The organism is Candidatus Phyllobacterium onerii, assembly GCF_028331445.1.
Classification (GTDB): domain Bacteria; phylum Pseudomonadota; class Alphaproteobacteria; order Rhizobiales; family Rhizobiaceae; genus Phyllobacterium; species Phyllobacterium onerii.
Genome location: NZ_JAQMHX010000007.1, coordinates 25,299 through 42,902, shown reverse-complemented (window position 1 = coordinate 42,902; position 17,604 = coordinate 25,299). Strand labels below are relative to the sequence as shown.

Annotated in this window: 19 protein-coding genes; 9 read left to right on the top strand and 10 right to left on the bottom strand. The window is 55.3% G+C overall.

The genetic code is table 11. From position 1 onward, the window contains the following. The first annotated feature begins 23 nt into the window (after positions 1-23). The 3 genes from PHA01_RS16845 to PHA01_RS16835 are packed head-to-tail and all read left to right on the top strand — an operon-like array spanning position 24 to position 3,505. A complete protein-coding gene (locus PHA01_RS16845; RefSeq protein ID WP_271897815.1) occupies positions 24-1,115 on the top strand; it encodes an ABC transporter ATP-binding protein in 1,092 nt (363 codons plus the stop codon). Next, the gene (locus PHA01_RS16840; protein WP_271897493.1) at positions 1,105-2,607 is read left to right on the top strand and encodes a xylulokinase; all 1,503 of its coding nucleotides are present in this window, start codon (positions 1,105-1,107) and stop codon (positions 2,605-2,607) included. The genes PHA01_RS16845 and PHA01_RS16840 overlap by 11 nt, the downstream gene beginning before the upstream one ends. 37 nt (positions 2,608-2,644) lie before the next feature. Then, positions 2,645-3,505, top strand: coding sequence for an alpha/beta fold hydrolase (locus PHA01_RS16835; protein ID WP_271897492.1), 861 nt, complete (start codon positions 2,645-2,647; stop codon positions 3,503-3,505). Between the two features lie 31 nt (positions 3,506-3,536). On the opposite strand, the gene PHA01_RS16830 is transcribed toward PHA01_RS16835, so the two are convergent. The 4 genes from PHA01_RS16830 to PHA01_RS16815 all read right to left on the bottom strand — a co-directional run bounded on the left by PHA01_RS16830 (position 3,537) and on the right by PHA01_RS16815 (position 8,009). Further along, complete coding sequence (locus PHA01_RS16830) at positions 3,537-4,061, bottom strand: RNA pyrophosphohydrolase (protein WP_271897489.1); 525 nt, start codon at positions 4,059-4,061, stop codon at positions 3,537-3,539. Between the two features lie 26 nt (positions 4,062-4,087). Continuing rightward, complete coding sequence (locus PHA01_RS16825) at positions 4,088-5,224, bottom strand: divergent polysaccharide deacetylase family protein (RefSeq protein ID WP_271897487.1); 1,137 nt, start codon at positions 5,222-5,224, stop codon at positions 4,088-4,090. Between the two features lie 99 nt (positions 5,225-5,323). Continuing rightward, positions 5,324-6,649: a S41 family peptidase gene (locus PHA01_RS16820; protein WP_112532191.1), complete on the bottom strand. Its 1,326-nt coding sequence runs from the start codon at positions 6,647-6,649 to the stop codon at positions 5,324-5,326. Beyond that, positions 6,639-8,009: a murein hydrolase activator EnvC family protein gene (locus tag PHA01_RS16815; RefSeq protein ID WP_271897484.1), complete on the bottom strand. Its 1,371-nt coding sequence runs from the start codon at positions 8,007-8,009 to the stop codon at positions 6,639-6,641. The genes PHA01_RS16820 and PHA01_RS16815 overlap by 11 nt, the downstream gene beginning before the upstream one ends. Positions 8,010-8,308: 299 nt before the next feature. Between PHA01_RS16815 and PHA01_RS16810 the strand changes: the two genes are divergently transcribed. Next, a complete protein-coding gene (locus tag PHA01_RS16810; protein WP_271897482.1) occupies positions 8,309-9,028 on the top strand; it encodes a glycosyltransferase family 2 protein in 720 nt (239 codons plus the stop codon). Here PHA01_RS16810 and PHA01_RS16805 read toward each other — a convergent pair. From PHA01_RS16805 to PHA01_RS16795, 3 genes are all read right to left on the bottom strand, one after another. Further along, positions 8,970-10,436 (bottom strand): ArnT family glycosyltransferase, encoded by a 1,467-nt coding sequence (locus PHA01_RS16805; protein WP_271897480.1) that lies wholly within the window; start codon positions 10,434-10,436, stop codon positions 8,970-8,972. The two genes, PHA01_RS16810 and PHA01_RS16805, sit on opposite strands and share 59 nt — an antisense overlap. A gap of 150 nt (positions 10,437-10,586) precedes the next feature. After that, positions 10,587-10,751 carry a DUF1328 domain-containing protein gene (locus PHA01_RS16800; protein ID WP_027231091.1) on the bottom strand — a complete coding sequence of 55 codons (165 nt, stop codon included), beginning with the start codon at positions 10,749-10,751 and terminating at the stop codon, positions 10,587-10,589. A gap of 76 nt (positions 10,752-10,827) precedes the next feature. After that, complete coding sequence (locus PHA01_RS16795; RefSeq protein ID WP_271897475.1) at positions 10,828-11,622, bottom strand: response regulator; 795 nt, start codon at positions 11,620-11,622, stop codon at positions 10,828-10,830. A 185-nt stretch (positions 11,623-11,807) separates the two neighbouring features. Between PHA01_RS16795 and PHA01_RS16790 the strand changes: the two genes are divergently transcribed. Then, the gene (locus tag PHA01_RS16790) at positions 11,808-12,011 is read left to right on the top strand and encodes a NepR family anti-sigma factor (RefSeq protein ID WP_271897472.1); all 204 of its coding nucleotides are present in this window, start codon (positions 11,808-11,810) and stop codon (positions 12,009-12,011) included. Positions 12,012-12,022: 11 nt separating this feature from the next. Next, entirely contained in the window at positions 12,023-12,574 is a 552-nt protein-coding gene (locus PHA01_RS16785) for an RNA polymerase sigma factor (RefSeq protein WP_112532195.1), read from the top strand. On the opposite strand, the gene PHA01_RS16780 is transcribed toward PHA01_RS16785, so the two are convergent. Then, positions 12,557-12,964: a response regulator gene (locus PHA01_RS16780; protein WP_271897470.1), complete on the bottom strand. Its 408-nt coding sequence runs from the start codon at positions 12,962-12,964 to the stop codon at positions 12,557-12,559. The genes PHA01_RS16785 and PHA01_RS16780 overlap by 18 nt on opposite strands. A 142-nt stretch (positions 12,965-13,106) precedes the next feature. Between PHA01_RS16780 and PHA01_RS16775 the strand changes: the two genes are divergently transcribed. Both PHA01_RS16775 and PHA01_RS16770 read left to right on the top strand, forming a co-directional pair. After that, a complete protein-coding gene (locus PHA01_RS16775; RefSeq protein ID WP_271897468.1) occupies positions 13,107-13,862 on the top strand; it encodes a Crp/Fnr family transcriptional regulator in 756 nt (251 codons plus the stop codon). Positions 13,863-13,908: 46 nt separating this feature from the next. After that, complete coding sequence (locus PHA01_RS16770) at positions 13,909-15,297, top strand: sensor histidine kinase (RefSeq protein WP_271897466.1); 1,389 nt, start codon at positions 13,909-13,911, stop codon at positions 15,295-15,297. 9 nt (positions 15,298-15,306) lie between these two features. On the opposite strand, the gene PHA01_RS16765 is transcribed toward PHA01_RS16770, so the two are convergent. Further along, a complete protein-coding gene (locus PHA01_RS16765) occupies positions 15,307-15,528 on the bottom strand; it encodes a hypothetical protein (protein WP_271897464.1) in 222 nt (73 codons plus the stop codon). 283 nt (positions 15,529-15,811) lie between these two features. Between PHA01_RS16765 and PHA01_RS16760 the strand changes: the two genes are divergently transcribed. Then, positions 15,812-17,197 (top strand): HWE histidine kinase domain-containing protein, encoded by a 1,386-nt coding sequence (locus tag PHA01_RS16760; RefSeq protein ID WP_271897461.1) that lies wholly within the window; start codon positions 15,812-15,814, stop codon positions 17,195-17,197. Here PHA01_RS16760 and PHA01_RS16755 read toward each other — a convergent pair. Continuing rightward, positions 17,174-17,593: a YwiC-like family protein gene (locus tag PHA01_RS16755; protein WP_271897459.1), complete on the bottom strand. Its 420-nt coding sequence runs from the start codon at positions 17,591-17,593 to the stop codon at positions 17,174-17,176. The genes PHA01_RS16760 and PHA01_RS16755 overlap by 24 nt on opposite strands. Positions 17,594-17,604: the final 11 nt, after the last annotated feature.

Genomic DNA, 17,604 nt, shown 5'->3' with positions numbered 1-17,604 from the left:
GAGTTCGTATGAAAAGGCACAGCATGTCCCTAGTGCGTTTGCAACAGGTCACCAAATCGTTCGGCAAGGTCGAGGTTATTCCACCACTCGATCTGGTGATCGCTGATAAGGAATTCGTTGTGCTTGTCGGGCCTTCCGGTTGCGGGAAGACGACAACCCTGCGCATGATCGCCGGCCTGGAGCAGGCGACGTCCGGAGAAATCCGCATTGGTGACCGCGATGTCACCAATCTCCGCCCTGGTTTGCGCAACTGTTCGATGGTGTTCCAGAACTATGCGCTTTACCCCCACATGACGGTCGCCGAGAATATTGGCTATGGCATGAAAGTGCGCGGCACATCCAAGGCCGATATTGAAACCTCGGTCGCAAATGCGGCGCGCATTCTCAACCTCGGCGCTTATCTGCAACGCAAACCGAGCGCGCTCTCGGGTGGACAACGCCAGCGCGTCGCCATTGGCCGCGCCATTGTGCGCCAGCCGGAAGTTTTCCTGTTCGACGAGCCTCTTTCCAATCTCGATGCCAAGCTGCGTATTGAAATGCGAACCGAGATCAAGCTTCTGCACCGCCGCCTGAAAACCACCATCGTCTATGTGACTCACGATCAGGTAGAGGCGATGACGATGGCTGATCGCGTGGTTGTGATGAACCAGGGACGTATCGAACAGGCGGCGGACCCGATCACACTTTATGAGTCGCCGAAGAATCTGTTCGTCGCCGCTTTCATCGGGGCTCCGAGCATGAACTTCATCGAAGGCCGGCTAGAGCGGGATAACGGCGGTCTCAGCTTTCGGGCGGGAAATGATGTGAGGGTGCCAATACCGGCTAAGCGAACGCAAGCGCTGACGAGCGCGGCCGGCGAAGAGGTCGTGCTCGGCATCCGGCCTGAACACACCATGATTGCGACGGGATCGTTTCCAACGGTGCCGCTGAAGGTGGCGGATATCGAGCCGCTCGGACCACACACGCTTGCCATTGGCAAGACAGGAACTGCGCCATTCACGGCACAGGTTGCCGCGGGCTCGCCGATCCGTCCCGATGACATCGTCAACATTCCGATCGATGTCGAAAGGATGCATCTGTTCTTGAAGAGTACAGGCGAAGCACTTGGCAGGTAAGCTCACGCTTGCAATCGATGTAGGCACGGGAAGCGTGCGAAGCGCGCTGGTGGATTCCAAGGGCAAGATCCTTGTGATCGCCGCGCGGGAACACGAGCAGATCGTGCCGCAATTCGGCTGGTCGGAGCAGCGGCCCGACGATTGGTGGCAGGGCGTTGTCGCGACAATCCGTGAGGTGCTCGACAAGGTTCCACAGGCGCGCTCCAATATCGATGCCATTGCTGCTTGTGGCCAGATGCACGGTACCGTGCTCGTGGACGATGCCGGCAAACTGGTACGCGATACCGTGCCGCTGTGGAACGACAAACGCACAGTCGGCTACGTCGCGGCTTTCGAAAAGTTGCATCGGCCAGAAAGCTATCTCGCTGACTCTGCCAATCCGGCGACGCCCGCCTGGCCGGGTTTCAAGCTGCAGTGGTTGCGCGACAATGACCCTGATGCCTACCAACGGACAGCGGCAGTCCTTATGCCAAAGGACTATATCAATCTGCGGCTGACCGGAGAGATCGCCATGGATCGCACCGATGGCGGTGCGAGCTTCCTCATGGATCCGAGGACCAGGGAATGGTCGGAAACGATGATCGAGCTTCTCGGCCTCGACAGGGCCAAGCTGGCACCATTGCGAACTCCGGTAGAGATTCTTGGTCACGTTACGGCGAAAGCAGCGATCGAAACCGGGTTGCGCGAGGGGACGCCGGTCCTTGTCGGGGCGGGGGACTATCCGGCTGCGCTCCTTGGATCGGGCGTATGCCGTCCGAGCGTCGGATCGGAAGTCATGGGTACTTCCGCGATCATAACTGCCGTCGCGGAACAGCCGCTGCTTGACGCAGCCGTCTGCAATGTCGGAACGGTGGAAGGCAATTGGGGCGCCTTCATGCTGCTGGAATCGGGCGGAGACGCGATGCGGTGGGCGCGCCGGGCCTTTCACGAAAAGCAGCTGTCATATTCCGATATTGTCGGAAAGGCTGAAGAAGCCCCGCCAGGATCGGAAAGGCTGTTCTTCATGCCGTATCTTGCAGGCGAACGGCTTGGCGAATATCGCAATGCGCGTGCGCAATATTTCGGGATAGGCGCATCGCATGGCCTTGCGCACATGCACCGTGCAATTCTTGAAGGTGTTGCCTTCGCGGTGAAGCGTCACATCAATGTTCTCGATGCCATTTCCGGAGTACCCCTTGAACGGATAATCGCTTCGGGTGGCGGCGCGAAGACGAAGCTCTGGATGAGGATCAAGGCCAGCGTCTACAACATACCGATTCTGGTGCCCGCTGAAGCTGAATGCGGCACTGTCGGCTGCGCAATCATGGCTGCAACCGCGACCGGGCGCTTTGCCAATTTGGTAGCGGCCGTGGACGACCATGTTTCCTATGTCGATGAAATAATGCCGGACCCGCGTTGGTCGGAAACGTACGCGCCGATGCAGGTATTCTTTGAGAAACTTTATAAACACAGTCAAGCGCTTTACGACGACTTGGACCGCTTGCCCCAGTGACGTTTACCGGGTGAATGCGGAGAGGCAAGGTGACGGCATGCAAACGAAACTAGTCAAGACAGGCGGAGTCGAGCTGGCCAGCGAAGCGTTCGGTAATCCGAATGATCCGGCAATCCTGCTGATCATGGGCGCCATGGCCTCGATGCTGTGGTGGCCGAAAGAGTTCTGCCAGCGTCTTGCAGACAATGGCCGCTACGTAATCCGCTACGACAATCGTGATACGGGGCTTTCGACAAACTATCCGGTTGGCAAACCTGAATACACCTTCGACGACATGGCCGATGATGCAATTCGTGTGCTCGATGGCTACGGTATTTCGTCGGCGCATATTGTTGGGATGTCCATGGGCGGCATGATCGCACAACTTGTGGCATTGAAATATCCGGAGCGATCGCGAACGCTGACACTGATAAGCACGTCACCTGTCGGCGTTGATACCGCTCATCTGCCAGGAATGACTACCGCCTACACAGAGCATTCCGCCAGCTACGCCGATCTCGATTGGTCAGATCGCATGCAGGTCGTCGAGTTCATGTTTGCTGACGTCCGCGCGATTTCCAGTACGAGACGCCCGTTCGACGAGCAACATGCGCGAGACTTCATCGAAACGGATTACGACCGGGCGCAACGTTTTGAAAGCGCAACCAACCATTTCGTGCTTTCCAGCGGAGATCAATGGAAGGGTAAACTCCCTCGCCTTCAAGCACCGCTGCTTGTTATCCACGGCACGTCTGATCCCATCTTTCCTATCGAGCATGGTCGCGAATTCATCAAGATCGTTCCGGGGTCGAAGTTGGTCGAGGTTGACGGAGGCGGTCATGAACTGCATCCCAAGGACTGGAACACAATGCTCGAGGCGTTGGTCGGGCACACAACGAGTAAAAAGAATACGCGCTAATCGGTAAGATCCGGCAGGTACGAGATTAAATTTAGTCCACTAAATGCCTGAACGCTGCGACCACTTCTTCATAGACCTTGCGCTTGAAGGGAACGATGAGGTCGGGCAATTGGGTCAGAGGCTTCCAAGCCCATTCATCGAATTCGGCCGTGTGACCGCCGGGAGGAGGATTGATCGCAATTTCGGTTTCGTTGCCCTCGAAGCGATAGGCGAACCATTTTTGCGTCTGGCCGCGATACTTGCCTTTCAGGGCAACGCCAACAAGATGAGGAGGCAAATCGTAGTTGATCCAATTGGGTGCTTCGGCGAGGAGCGATACGGATTTCATACCTGTCTCCTCGTAGAGTTCGCGCAAGGCTGCCGGTTCGGGGTCCTCTCCCGGATCGATGCCGCCTTGCGGCATTTGCCAGAGCTGCGTTGCACCATCCATTTCGTCATTGGCAGTGACAATGCGGTGCCCGGCCCAGACCAGACCTTGCCGGTTGAGCACCATGATACCAACGCATGGCCGGTAGGGCAGGGATTCGGGATCGACAGGTTTCTTGTTCTTGCTCATGCAAAATACTCCGGGTCACCGGGTTGCTAACCTTTTTGCGGATCGCGGACAAGGGCGGAGACAGGAACGATCTCTATGCCGCGCGCCTTAGCCTCATTGGCCCATGATGTGACCGCCTCCACTGTCACGTCGAAGGCGGAGCCAGTGGCGATGGCGGTACCCTTGGCACGGGCAATGCGCTCCAGTTCATCAAGCTTCTTCAGAATCGCGCCGCGATCCTGCGAAGCGTCAATCAACAGGTCGGCTGCGGCGAAAGGCGCGCCCTGTTGCGCGGCAACGCTATCGGCCTTGCTGCGCGCCGATGTGCCATCGTCCAGGTAGAGCAGACCACGCTTGGCGATATCCTGGATAAAAGTGGTCATTGCCTCGGGTTCAGCGGTGAAGCGGGCACCCATATAGTTCATGACGCCTGTGTAGTTAGTGATACGGCCCATTGTTCGGTGCAGGTTTTCCAAAGTTCCCGCGGGCGATGCATCCACGGTCAATGTGTTGCGTCCCGGGTTGACTCGCGGATAGTCATAGGGTTCGAGCGGGATCTGCATCAGGACTTCATGGCCATCCTGACGTGCTGCCTGCATCCAGCGGAGGAGGCTGTTGCCTTCCGGCGAGAAGGCCAGTGTCACTTCGGGAGGCAGCGTCTGGATTGCCTGTTGCGACCCGGTTTGCGACAGGCCCAATCCCCCGATGACAATGGCGACGCGAGCACCGCGCGCGCCTGACCATGGCCGAGCATAGATATCAAGCGGGCGACGGCCATCGGGCGCAATTATGGGCAATGGCCCCTGCGGGCTTTGCTCCAGCATATCGGGTTCGGGGATATGGGCAGTGCGGGGGTCCTGGGCGCGCCGCGTAGGATCGCCAACAACGATTACCTTGGGGCCGCCTTCAGGCGCTGTGACGATGTTGCCTGGCTGGCTTTTATTGTCATGTGCTGGAACTGGTGGCGGGATAGCGGTCGGGGTTTCCGCAATCTGCGGCTTTGGCGGTTCAGGGACTGGCCTGCGGAAGCCTTGATGGCTGGTATAAGTGACGAGCGAGGCAAGACCAAGGACACAGACAATCGCAGCCGATGGCAATAGCCAGCGGATGGCGGGTGTCTTGTCAGATTTTGGGTCTGGCCGTTTGCCGTTTTGTCCCAGCGGCCGGTCGAGATCGGAGTTCACGCGTTTTGGCCGCAGCAGATATCAGGGAAGGAAACATGGTTGGGAAAATGAACCATGGGGACCAGACTATAGCAGAGAAGTCCGGTCCCCATTTTCATGTCAGTTAGGCACGCCCTTCTTGGGATCGGCCGGAAAGGCTGCATTGGCCTGTTCGCCGCGCAGAAGCTTCAGCGCCTGGATGAGCTGGAGGTCGTCTTTCGGATCTGGCGGCACATAGGCGATCGATCCGGAACCCTCAGCATCTTCTTGCACGCCTTTGATGTGACCCTTCAGGCTGGATTCACTCATTGGCTCTGCCTTGCCCTGAAGGTCGGCGGGAAGCGGCTGGTCGACAGCGATGTCCGGGACAATACCCTTGCCCTGGATGGATTTTCCAGCAGGTGTGTAGTAAAGCGCCGTCGTCAGACGCAATGCGCCGCTTTCACCGAGCGGTATGATTGTCTGTACCGAACCTTTGCCGAACGAGCGCGTTCCGAGGATCGTTCCGCGGCGATGGTCCTGCAACGCACCGGCGACGATTTCCGAAGCACTGGCCGAGCCGCCGTTGATCAGGACGATCAGCGGCTTGCCGTTGGTCAGATCGCCGGGCCTTGCGTCAAACCGGGTGATATCCTGCGGATCGCGGCCACGTGTCGAGACAACCTCGCCCTTGTCGAGGAAAGCATCGGAGACGGCGACGGCCTGATCCAGCAGACCACCGGGATTCAAGCGCAGATCGAGCACAAAGCCCTTGAGCTTGTCGTCCGGAACCTTGCTCTGGATATCCTTGATTGCCTTCTGCAGGTCCTCGAAGGTCTGTTCGGTGAAAGAAATGACGCGGACATAACCAACATCGTTATCAACCCGTGAGCGGACAGCTTTGACCTTGACCACATCGCGGACAATGGTGAGCTTGATCGGCTTGTCGGCACCCTGACGAATGAGCGTCAGTTCGATGGGCGTGTTCACCTCGCCGCGCATCTTGTCGACGGCATCGGTCAGCGTCATGCCACGCACCTCCGTGCCATCGATTTGCGAAATATAGTCGCCCGCCAAAACGCCAGCCTTCGAGGCCGGCGTGTCTTCGATCGGAGCGATAACCTTCACAAGTTCGTTTTCCATGGTGACTTCGATACCGAGGCCGCCGAACTCACCCTTGGTCTGAACTCGCATGTCCTGCGCCTGTTCGGCATTCATGTAGGATGAGTGTGGGTCGAGCGAAGTCAGCATGCCGTTGATGGCGCTCTCGACCAGCTTTTTGTCGTCGGGTGGCGTAACATATTGGGCGCGGACGCGCTCGAATATATCACCAAAAATTGATAGCTGTTTATAGGTATCGGTGCCCGCAGCTTCTGCAGCGGTTGTGGGCAGAGCTCCCTGCACAACGACCATTGCCGTCGCACCCAACAGGGCTCCGGCCATGAGAAGCGTTAGCCTACGTATCATTTGCGGTCCTTCCAGCAAGCCTTTCCGCCCACCAGGGAGCGGGATTAACAGGTTTTGTATCCTTCCGGAACTCAATGTAAAGCATTGGAGCTCCATTTCCCATCGGAACAGGTGCGGTACTCGCGATAAGTTGCTTGTTCATCACACCGACCGGTTCTCCAGCCAGCACAAACTGGTTCTGGGAGACGTTGATTTTATTCATTCCCGCCAAGACAACATGATATCCATTGCCCGCGTCAAGTATCAAGAGTTGACCGTATGACCTGAATGCGCCCGCATAAAGGACTACCGCGTCGACCGGTGAAGTAATCGTGGCGCCAGGGGCAGTCGTGAGCGTATCGCCCTGAACCGTGCCGCCTACGCCATCATCGTCGCCGAAATGCTTCACAAGCTTACCTGCTGCTGGCATGGAAAGATGGCCTTTCAGCGACGCAAAATTAACCTGTGCCGAAAGACGGCTCTGGTTGGACGCGAAATCATCGGCACGTTGCTGGCTTGCGGCCATCTTCTGTTGCTCCTGCGCGCTTGCAGCATCGGCGGCCTTCTTGACCTCCTGCATATCCTTTTCCATGGAGGCAATCAGATCGCGCAGCGACGTGGCTCGCTTGGCGAGGTCCTCGGCGCGCTGTTGCTCAGCGAGGCGCGTTTCTTCAGAGGTGGTCTGCATTTTTTGCTTCTCGGCAAGCAGCAGGTCGAGCCGAGCCTTCTCCTCCGCCTGCCCTGAAAGTGCAGCGGTCAGGCGGCTCCGTTCCTCGGCAATCGAGGTCTTGACGCGGGTCAGATCCTTGAGATCTGCGATCAGGGTTTCGGTTTGCTGACGCATTTCGGGAACAACAGCGCCGAGAAGAACCGCGCTTCGCACGGATGCGAGGGCATCATCAGGACGAACGAGAATTGCCGGCGGTGGGTTGAGGCCCATGCGCTGCAAGGCCGCAAGCACTTCGGCGAGCGCTCCACGCCGGGATTTCAGCGACGCCTTTATACTGTCTTCTCGCTCACGCAGACCGGCGAGCTTGTCGCTAAAGCCGGTGATATCTTCACTCAACTTTTTCTCGGTCTTGGCCGACTGGATGAGTGCGGCGGTTATCGTGGTTTGATCCTTTTTCAGCGACGCGATTTCATTGTCCAGCGCCGTGACACGTTCCGAGGACATCGATATCTGCCCGGTCAGGTCTTCAAGTTCCTTGGCAGTTTGTGCGCGCTTTGTATCCAAAGGTTCCGGAGCCGGTTGCAAGCTCGGTTCTTGCGCTTGAACGAACGATGGAAAGGCTGACATGCCGGCCAAGGCTATCATCAGGAAAACGACATGTGAGAATGTGCGTTTGCCTTTCAGTGTTGCCTTTAGTGCCTCAAATTTCATTGCCGGACCGGACTAGAGAGATGGTTTGATCCCGACTTTAGGGAGACTTCGATTAATGAAGTATTAACCATAAACCAGCCACGTCGAAAGTCTGATGATTTAGCATTGATTGACGTGGCGGAATTGCGGCGCTCCGATCACCGCATTGAACTTTGGTCGATGCTTCTTGACGCGGATACCGTCCAGGGGGATGGAATTCGCTCCAACATGTCTATATTTAGGTGATGGCTGCATCTGCAAAATCACTCAGTGATCTTGGGCATCCGGATGTGGCATCCCCTTCACCAATGGTTCTCAATATGACCGATTTGACGATCGTAATCCCATGTTACAACGAGTCCGGCAACATCGGAAACCTGGTGAGGGAAATCAATACAGCGCTCTTATCCGGCCCATCCTATGAGATCATTGTGGTCGATGATGGGTCCGCTGATGGATCGGCGGAGGAAGCCGCAGCCGCCGGCGACCACACCCGTGTGCTGCGCCACAAAAAACGCACTGGCAAATCACGCGCCTTGATCAGCGGCTTTCGGGCGGCCCAAGGCCGGTGGATTGCGACGCTGGATGGCGATGGCCAGAATGACCCGATGGATATTGCGCGATTGTGGCCTCGCCTTGAGCGCGCATCTCCAGCGCTTTTCGCGGGTGTAAGGAAACGGCGTAACGATGGTATCGTCAAACTGTTAACTTCAAGATCCGCCAATTTCGTGCGTAAACGGCTGCTGAAGGATGATTGCCGGGATGCGGGCTGCGGTTTCAAGATTCTTCCGGCTGTAGTAGCGCAAAGTCTGCCCTATTTCGACAACATGCATCGGTTTATTCCGGCTTTGTCGCGAAGGGCCGGGCTGCCAGTAATCGAGGTCGACGTCGAGGACCGGCCAAGACTGGCCGGCGTATCGAAGTATGGTTTTTTTGACCGTGCCGCGGTGGCATTTCTTGATACGGTCGGTGTTTTCTGGCTCATCCGCCGCTATTCTGATCCGGCATCGGTAACCGAGATGAATAACGCTGGAAGCTAAAGGTTCGCAGTTCCCCATTGAAGTTTCGCACTCGCGCGGTCACCCGTGTAACCGGTCCGATGGGCTGTGCGTCAACCGGTAACCGCGCTAATGCTTCTTCGCCAGGGTCGTCATTGCCCTGCCAGACCAGAACAATATCCGAGGCTTCGCCCCGTTCAGGTGGCCAATGCAAGAGCGCTGCTACATTGCCCGCATCATCCTGACGGTTTGACGCGATTCTCGCAGGCGTGGGATTCTGTGCGCGGATCGCATCGGCTACGCCGTCGAAGGGAAAATTGAATCGAGGGGTGCCAAACAGCGCAATCATTGCGACTGCCAGCGGGGCAAGGATGTACATGGCGCCTGAGATGACGAGCACATTGCGCGCGCCGAGTACCTGCGGCAAAGAGAGCGCCAAAAGGATCGCAGTCGGTGCCAGGATCGGGGCCATATAGCGCTCTGCGACGGAATGGTAATCGGCAATGAAAACCAATACGGCGAAGGCGCCAAGGCCGATCAGTATTGTGCGAAGCAGGAGCTTGCGGACATCCTCGGCGCCATCCGGCGGGGGGCGTGGATGATCTCGAGTCCGACCAATCCAGAAGATTATGAGGGCAGGGCCGGCCCACAGGAAGGTTGAAATCAGGAGACTGGCTAGCCCGTCGATCCCTACCCGCGGAAGATCGAATGATTCCAGATAGCCGATCGCCTGCGCAAGCTTATGCATTCTGCCGGCTGTCGCCGCCAAGGGTGCATTGAGGGAGGCGACAATGACGGGTGTAAAAGCAGCAATGAAAATAGCAATCGAGATCCAGATCCGCCGCTGGAACAATTGACGGCGAATGGTTGGCGTTATCACCGCAGCGATGAGGAAGCTGACCAGAAAAATGAAGAAGTTATATTTGGCCAAGGCCCCGATTGCCGCCCAGATGCCAAACCAGATGTATGCACGCGTACCCTTCCCCTCACGCAACAGCGCAAAGGCATGAACGATGCCGATTGATGCGGAAATAACGAGAATAGTATGTGCTGTAGTCTGGATGGACATCCAGACTATCTGCGGCAGAAACGCCGACGCAGTTAACGCTAGTACGCCTGCGCGGTCACCACCCAGTCGGCGCGCAGTATCGAAACTAAGCCAGTGATAGAGCCCAAGCAGGGAAAGGCGCACCAGAGCGACAGCAAGAACCCAGTTCCAACCAGTCAGTTCAAGCGCGAGTCGCACCAGCCAATTGTACATTGGCGGATGCGAGTTGCCATAGTTCCAAGCGAATGCAACTTCGCCAACGAATTGCGCCTCATCGATTTCCATAAACCGCGAAAGAAAGAGGCGCAGTACTAAGATGGCAAGGATGTACAGAACGATTGCACGCGGGGCGAGGCGTGCAAGTTTTGACCAATTGATTGGTGGGCCATCAAGTGAGGCCATGCTGAATTTTCGCCAGAACACCTTTGGCTCCCACGCTTCATTCAGCGTGACTACTACAAAAATTGAGTTTGCCGCAATCCCGGACAGGACTTCTTAAAGATACACAAAAACCGCCGGTACGAGACCGGCGGTTTTTGTGATTTGCTGCGGTTAAGCGCGACGTATGATGCTGGCGATCAATGAGATCAGCAGCAGCGCCAGGAACACGTAGAAAATGATCTGGGCGATACCCGCCGAGGCACCGGCAATACCACCAAATCCTAACGCGCCTGCCACAAGTGCTATGATCAGAAAAATTACAGCATAATAAAGCATTTATCATCTCCCTGTCTTGTCGGATTCAAAACGAGCAAGACGCTGTTTTGTTCCCGAGGCAGGAGGGCAAAGCGCTCTACGCCTTGGCTTTGCTGCTCTCTTTAAAGAACAGGGCCTGGGTGATTAATGCCTTGACCATATCGGGATTGAACGGTTTGGTAACGAGGAAGGTCGGTTCCGGCCGTTCTCCTGTCAGCAATCTTTCGGGAAAGGCGGTGATGAAAATAACAGGAACCGCATCCTGACTGAGAATGTTGTTCACTGCGTCGATACCGGAGCTTCCGTCCGCAAGCTGGATATCTGCCAGTATCATGCTCGGATGGGTGGCGGAGTAAATCTTGAGCGCCTCGTCGCGCGTGCGTGCAATGCCAACCACGCGGTGCCCGAGGGTTTGGACCATGTGCTCAATATCCATGGCGATCAAAGGTTCGTCCTCAATAATCAGAATGTCGGTTGCGATCTGTTTCGAAATGCCGACGGATGCCTCGTCCAACAGCCCGTAAAGTTCGCCTTCCGTGACTTCGAGAATTTCCATCGTCTCAGCCTGGCTGAAACCTTCAAGGCTGATCAGCAGGAAGGCCTGACGGGCTTTCGGCGCGATTGCAGTGAGGTTGGCCGCTGCATGTCTCTCCCAGCCGAACTCGGATTTCAGTTCGAGAGGGCGGACATTGACGGAGTTGAAATGTTTGATCAGCAGCTTGTAGAGGCTTGCACGATCGGATCCTGCTTGAGGGAAAAGGGAAACGTCGGTGATGAGAATTTCAAGCGTCGCCGCAACGTAGGCATCGCCGGAAGATTGCGAGCCGGTGATAGCGCGAGCGAAACGGCGAAGATATGGAAGATGAGGGGCTATCCGGGTGGACAATGACATTATAGTGATTTCCCTGTTTCGGGTGGGGTACTGAGGCGTGGTGAGTTCCTTCCTGAAACACTTTCGCAAAAAAAAAGTTCCCTGTAACGGAACTTTCTTCTTTGTCAGGAATTATCATCATTAATGTGCCTTGGGTACAGGCTCTATTCATACTACAGCGACGAACCACCAGCAAAGATCAGACAATGAACGCCAAAAAGAATTCTATTGACGCTCCTGAAAAGGTGCGAGTTCGCCGCCGCGACATTAAGAACGCTGAAACGGAAATTGGTCTGAAGTTACGCGCGCTTTACGCATCGGTGCAGGAGGAAGAAATACCAGCTCGTTTTCTCGATCTTCTTGAAAAGCTTGATGAGGCTGAACGCAATCATACGCAATCAACCAAATAACAGGCTGTTGAATGGTACATGAATCTGCCGACTTCAAGAGAGATTTGATTGCTGCCTTGCCGAAACTGCGAGCATTTGCAGTGTCGCTGATCGGTAATCCGGACAGGGCAGATGACCTTGTGCAGGATACGATCATGAAGGCGTGGGCCAAACAGGATTCGTTCGAGCCCGGCACCAATATCAAGGCTTGGCTGTTTACGATCTTGCGCAACGAATTCTACAGCCAGATGCGCAAGCGCGGGCGCGAGGTTCAGGATTCCGATGGGATATTCACCGAGCAGTTGTCCGTTCATCCGGCACAATATGGCTCGCTGGATTTGCAGGATTTTCGCAAAGCGCTCGAAAAGCTGCCCGACGATCAGCGTGAAGCGATCATACTTGTCGGCGCGTCGGGCTTTTCTTATGAAGAGGCTGCTGAAATCTGCGAGTGCGCCGTTGGAACGATCAAAAGCCGTGTGAGCCGTGCCAGAACACGTCTGCAGGAATTGCTCGAGATTCAGGGGGAGGTAGACTACGGCCCTGATTCAATCGCAACGCAGGTCACGTCAAACAAGTTCGCCTGAGGAGCCGGTTTCGTTGAATCGCTTTTTCGACGGAGATAAGGCGGCGACAGCTTTGATAATTTGGCTTTTGCCGTAGGGTTTGCCGACAACGGTAACTCCTACAAAGCCATCTATGCCACCTGCTTCCACATCATACGCAGTGGTGAAAACCAGCGGCACGCCTCGCGATTGCAATAGGGTGGCCGCCTGCAATGAAGAAACACCGTGCGCTTCGACCTCGATGATTGCAATGTCGCATTCGGCGTCGCTTTCGATCCAGGCAAGTAGTTCATTAACATTCGAAACCAGATCGACGGATTGCACCTGGCACTCTTCCGCGATGCGCGCCAGCTCTAGTCCAATCAGATATTCATCTTCGAGGACCAGAAGTCGCATGCCTTTCAATTCCATTTAAGATGCTCCTGTGGGGACTTCTTATGCACAGGACGGAATCGCAATGTCATTTAACTAAGACATGCGGATTGCGAAGAAATGTTAAGCAATTCACAGAGGGCATGATAACTTGTAACCCGACATCAACTGAACGGCCACAATGAGAACCATTAAAGCTTCGGCTGCCAGGCAATATCCCTGTGACAAATGTCCATTGCAGGAATTTCCGCATTTTCAACGGCATACCAAAGAAGAAATATCGTTTCTCACGAACTTCAAAACGGGCGAGCTGGTTGCCGATGCCGGTACGACTGTCCTTGTGGAAGGTGCCAATAGTGCGCACCTCTTCACCGTGCTCTCTGGTTGGGGCTTCCGCTACAAAACATTGGAAGACGGTCGTCGGCAGATCCTGAACTATGTACTTCCCGGTGATTTGATCGGTCTGCAAGGGTCTGTGATGCACGAGATGCAGCATTCGATCGAGGCTTTGTCGCCGATGATACTTTGTGTATTTCAGCGCGATAAACTTGCAAACCTCTTCCGCAATTATCCCGAACTTGCCTATGACATAACCTGGATTGCTTCCCGCGAGGAACAAATGCTCGACGAAATCCTGCTAAGCGTGGGACGGCGCACTGCCTTGGAGAGGGCAGCCTATCTTTTTGCCTTCGTGTTCCAGCGTGCCAAATCAGTAGGGATGGTCAGGAGCAACAAGCTGATGGTGCCGCTGACGCAGCAACATGTGGCTGATACGCTAGGCCTATCGATTGTTCACACTAACAAGACGTTGAAGAAGCTCGCTGCTCGTAACGCCCTTCGTTGGCTTGATCGCGGGTGCGAGATCCTTGAGGAGGACGTGCTCCTGGACATATCGGGTTGGCAGGGTTTGCCGGGCACGCTTCGACCATATATCTAGAATTCCATGGAGGGCACATCATTTGTTGTGGTGGCGCAGAATTGTCATGAGCTTTTCACGGAGGCCGCTAAGAGGCTTGGCGATCGTACTTTCGCTCGGCATGATTATTGGTTCAGCCGGCTCCACGATTATCCTTGCGCGCAGCGTCAACAATCAGATCGACGATATCCTCGCCACATATAAGGTGCGTGAACAGGCGTATGGTTCGCTGTCATTGATGACCGAGGCTCACAACAGTCAGCGCGGGTTCATCTTGACGAACAGTACCCCGTTACTTGATCATTATCGGAACGTGACAGCCCGGCTCGACGAGAGCCTCAATACGCTTACGGAAATGACCAAGGGAAATCCGCGGCAGCAGGCTACGGCAACGCGAATCCGCGATCTGGCGAAAGCAAAACAGAGAAACGTGGATGCGGCGATTGCCCAGGCGGTTGCGGGGATGAGTACGGAAGCGCGTGAGTCCCTCGGACCAAATTTCGGCGTTGGTCAACTCGATGAAATCAATAAGACGGTCGACGGCTTTCTCGCAGAAGAGGATCGAAGGCTGATTGAACGAAACATTGCTGTGGATCAAATGAGAAGCTGGCTAACAATAGCCGCGCTCTCTTCCCTCGGGGGTGCTCTCATTCTGGCAGTCATTCTTGCGAACCGAACCAGACGTTATGTACGCAAGCTGACAGAGGGACAAACATTGCTTCTTTCAGAAAAAACAATTCTGGAAAGTATGGTCCAAAACAGGACGGCGGAACTTGAAAAAGCCATGCTCTTGGCAAAACGGGAGCGGGCTCGCGTGGAAACGCTGCTGCAGGATTCCGACCATCGCATAGGAAATTCGCTTGCGACAGTCTCGTCGCTACTCGGTATTCAGATGCGGGACGTATCGTCGGAGGAAATACGCGCCGCACTCGGGGCAGCCCGCGACAGAATTCAAACCATTTCGTCGGCCCACAGACGTCTGCGGCTTGGAAAGGATCATGAGACTGTTCGTGCGGATGAATATTTGCCGGACGTTATCGCTGATATCAAGCAGTCGACTGCCCATGACCGAGATATCAGGATTGTCGCAGAGCTTGCCCCGATAAACCTGAGCTCCCGCGATGCGACGACGCTCGGAATAATCATCGGCGAGTTGACGATGAACGCCATAAAACACGCTTTTCCGGACAACAAGCCGGGAGAGATAAGAATCGATCTCGCGCGCGGTGAAGGTGATGTTCTGAGACTGGAGATTGCCGATACCGGCGTCGGCATGCAGAAGACATCGAAGAAACGCTCCTCTGGACTTGGGTCGCTCATCGTCAATCAGCTTTGCCAGCAATTCGATGGATCCGTTGTCTACTCTGCCAGTCCGGGTGGGGGCACCTCAGTGAAGGTGGCGTTGCCTGGCCTCATGGAGATACAGTCAGAGCAGGCCACTGAAAAGGATGAATGATCGCTTTCCTCACAGCGTCGCCGCACCTGTTTCCGGTTTTTCGGCGTTCAGATGACCAAGGGCAAGTTCGATGTCCCGCAAATTTCGTGTTACACCATCATCAGGATCCATACCACTTTCTGTGGCCGCTCGCTGTAGTCCCCGAGCTTCGCTCAACAGTTCTTCCAGTTTGGCAATCTTCTGGACCCTGCTCAGGCTTTCGTCAGAAAGAATGTCATTCGCTTCAAGCATTTTCGGCCTCCTTCGGTAGTCTAACGAAAACGAAGGTGCTGGATAAATGTTCCCATTAAGGAACAAAGCACAAAGGGTTGCGTTCTTGAGGGAGCTGTATCGATGGTATGAGTAGGGTGGCGATGCGAGCCATCATTTGGATATGAGATCGGAAAACATTTCAGAAAGCACGTTAGAATTTCTGTCGGGGTCGTCGCGTCGTGATGTTCTTTCGAGTTTGAAGACGCTTGAAATTCGCGAGCATGACAACGAATTCCATTGTTTGGCGGAACTCGCATTGGCGATGTCCAACAGCAGCGGCGCACAGATCACGCTTGTGGATGAGAAACGAAGCCGTATCTTGTCCCATGCAGGCCGTCTTGGGATAGCCAATATCTGGGCTATTGAAGCCAGTTCACTGGCGGCACCTGACAAGAGTTGCCTGATCATTCTGAACGCCGCGGAGGATGTTCGCTATTCCGAAATCGATGCGGTGACCCATGGGCCGAATCTGCGGTTCCTGGCCGTTGCACCGATCTGCGTCTCAAACGAGTGTATTGGAGCTCTCAGCGTCCTGTCCGACGAGCCCCGAACGGAATTCGCTTTAATCCAGCAGAAGCAACTCATGCTTCTGGCAAGACTTGCCGGTTCGTTTATCTCGCTCAAACGTGAATCCCGCACGGAAACCGACGCTATGGCGAAGTTGCGTCAGGATGAAGATCGTAATTCCATGGCACTTGAGGTCGGCAATGTCGGCAGCTGGGTATGGGATCTGCGCACGGGCAAGTTCAGTGGCAACAGGATGGCCTATTCCATGCTTGGTCTTAGTCCCGATCAACCTGTCAGCGGCGAAGACGTCTTCCGGGCAATGCACCCCGACGATTTTCCAATCATGAAATCAGCCTTCACACGTGCGCTGGTCAGCAATCAGGATTATGTCGGAGAATTCCGCGCTGCGTCATCGGGTCAATGGCTTCTAGGACGCGGTCGTATTTTCGAACGCGATGCCCAGGGGAGGCCCGTGGTGGCGGTTGGTGTCAATATTGATATTACGGACACAAAGAAAGCTGCCGAAAAAACGCGGCTCCTGCTGCGTGAGCTCAATCACCGCGTCAAAAACACCTTGGCGATGTTGCAATCACTGGCACGGCAGACGCTCAATCGAACATCCGATCCAGCGGAGTTCATGGAGGCGTTTTCAGGACGTCTTCGGGCCATTTCGGAGGCACATACATTGCTTTCCGATCGAGAATGGAGCGGCATCAGCCTGATCGATTTGATTGCAAAACAAGTGGAGCCCTATGCGGGTTTTGATCCTCGGCAGATCGAGCTCGCAGGGGAGGACATGGTTTTACCGCCGGATCACGCACTCGGGCTTGGCATTGCGCTGCACGAGCTCGCTACCAATGCAGCTAGACATGGCGCCCTGTCCGTCGCCGGCGGTCGCGTGCGGGTGTCATGGCAAATAGAACCCGGCCTCGATGAATCCCGCGTTACCATCCACTGGGTAGAATCCAACGGTCCGAAGGTGCTGCCGCCGGAAGCGCGAGGGCTCGGTGAAAGATTGATCGAGCGCAGCCTGGACAAGGTTCTGTCAAGCAGTGTCAGATTGAGTTATCCGGAAACAGGTATGGAGGCTTTGATTTCCATGCCCATCCGCGATCACTCAAATATCCTGGCCCATAGATGAGGTGTCTTCAGGACGCCGCCGTTTCTTCCTCTTTGGTTTTGTCAGGAGCGAAAGGCCTCCAAAAGCCACGAGAGGAACTGCAAGCATCATGAGTGCACGTGATCGCAGGACAACCGGTGCTGCAGCAAGAGCTGCAACTGTAAGAAGAGCGGATGTATCAACCTTTGTACGTTCGCGCTGGCGATTTCGCGCGGCGCGTTCGACGATATTCATGACTATGTAAGTGATGATAGCCAAGCCGAACGCGCTACCGGCAAGGATCAACGACGCATGCATTTCGCCGTAGCGCTCGGCAAGGGCGATATAGGCAGCCACAACCAGGAAAATCACGCCGATAATTGCTAGCACAGCGATGATGCCAGCGAAGACCGCGCTGCGCTTCAATCTGTTTATCACGAGGCCAACTT